The sequence below is a fragment of the Enterobacter sp. BIDMC 29 genome, assembly GCF_019378755.1.
GTDB classification, from domain to species: Bacteria; Pseudomonadota; Gammaproteobacteria; order Enterobacterales; family Enterobacteriaceae; genus Enterobacter; species Enterobacter ludwigii.
On record NZ_CP080000.1, the window covers coordinates 1,534,124 to 1,536,019 of the forward strand.

The following is a 1,896-nucleotide window of genomic DNA, read 5'->3' on the forward strand; positions in this document are numbered from 1 at the left end:
AAGCTTCGCTATCACTTCACTTGCCACTTTTGAAGCTCTCAATCATCTTTTTTACATCCTCAGCAAGCTCAACGGGTACATCCATTATCCTAGAGTTACTATTTTCTTTTGGAGCTTCATACACACCTTGATAATTAAGAACGCACTCTTTAAGTATTTCAAAAAGAGACTCAACAGGATCGCTCCCGTGGCAATCTACAAATTTTAGATATTTGACATGCGCCGATAATGTGGAAATATCGCCATGAACAAACTTGCATCTAAGTTCGTAGATTATTTCTATTTTAGACCTCACATCAAAAATATTTATCGCATCACGACAGACGCCACCAATAATCGATGTTTTGTTACCTGCATTATTACCATACATTGCATCAAGAGCTATAAATTGATTTAAAAACCTCTCGCGACGATCATTCCTCCAACCATGAGCAATGAACGAAAGAGCAGATAAAATACGCTTATCAGATCTAGATAATATTTTTACTAACCGTTCGCAAACCAAACCATCAATATTTAAAACTAACAATGATGGAATGTTTACACGAAAATTAGAAATATGATACTTCCCCTCAGAGAAACTCTCAATTTTATTATTAACATCACAGGAGTTAATAGCGAATGGATTATTCACAGTAACACATAACCCACCGAATAGCAGATTCAACATCTCAACTGCATCCTGTTGGGATGTTGCATAGATAAGTATAGCTGTCGAGCGTGAATGATTGAAATATCTCCCAATCGGTTCATCTCGTATATCTTTCTCATCAAAGAAGGATTTATAAACGTCAATGCCAGCTTTAGATTTAATATTAGACAATAAAGCCGTACCCTGCCCTGGGCCATAGAGATAAAGATTATCCTGTAATTTTAATTGCCCATCAAACCTAACACACCCAAGATTGTATATATAAGGGTAAAGTTGCATGTGTGAGGTTATATAACACTCAAACATTTCACAGAGATTTGCCCTGTGCACCTTTGAAATTATTTTATCAACGGATCTATGCTCTGGGTTAAGCGATAAGAAATCGGCATCTATACAGTTGAAGGCTTCAGAGCAAAAGCGTAACAAAAACTGTTTAGCGCTATGAAGGTCACTTACCCCTAACTTTTGCCCATAATTCCTTAACAGAGCGCTAGCGCATTTTGCCACTTCCTCATCATTGTATTTGAGCCAAAAAATTATATTTTGAAGTGGTTTACCTACTTGAATACAAGGTATCTCTTTATCATTCCTATAAAAAAAACACCTGCATAATCTGTTTATCATACCTCTCGCGAAAGCAATCTTCATTGAAACATCATCCCTTAATTTAACCATCAATGATCATCCCATTAAATTTGAGTGTTACCTTAAGTCACAGCGTTTTCCTTCGAGTTTGCTAATTTACATTTTCTCACCAGTTTAAGGGAAACATCATCCAGTTTTCCTGTACAGCAAAACAAAACCTTTTATCCCCATAAATTACCGTTGCTCCTCTCGCCAGAGCTTCAACCTCCTATCGTTCAGGGACAATACTTTCCAGAACTAACTCGAAATGAATTTTTGCGATTCGATCCCTTTCGGCCTTCGTCATCCTGGCTAATGGCGCTTCTTCGCTGGTTTTCAGCGGCACATTGTTTCTTTGCTGGCGATTTTTTCGCGGTGCGCCAGTCTTTCGCGCGCCGTTAAGCACTTTCACGACGTCTGGCTCATTCCAGCCGATAACCCCGCGCTCAATCAGATTTAAAACCGCTGCTGCTTGCTCAGACGGTGTGGGTGTCATAACTGGCTCGCCACCGACTATGGGCTTTCCACAGTTATTGACAGGACTCCGAGGCGCGGCCATGCCGCTTTTTAAAGTCAAAGGCTCAAAGACCAAAAGCTTTGGAACGATACACCATTCGGCT

General features: G+C 39.6%; 1 protein-coding gene and 1 pseudogene. Both read right to left on the reverse strand.

What is annotated here, in order from left to right; all coding sequences use genetic code 11:
- Positions 1-16 precede the first annotated feature (16 nt).
- Positions 17-1,300 carry a HEPN domain-containing protein gene (locus tag JTA15_RS06835; protein ID WP_255580164.1) on the reverse strand — a complete coding sequence of 428 codons (1,284 nt, stop codon included), beginning with the start codon at positions 1,298-1,300 and terminating at the stop codon, positions 17-19.
- Positions 1,301-1,403: 103 nt separating this feature from the next.
- Positions 1,404-1,896: pseudogene (locus tag JTA15_RS06840) on the reverse strand (replication endonuclease); the annotation flags it as partial.

What these genes read in the sequence shown, in the direction of transcription:
- JTA15_RS06835 (WP_255580164.1), bottom strand. Translation starts at nt 1,300, where the DNA reads ATGAAGATTGCTTTCGCGAGAGGTATGATAAACAGATTATGCAGGTGT.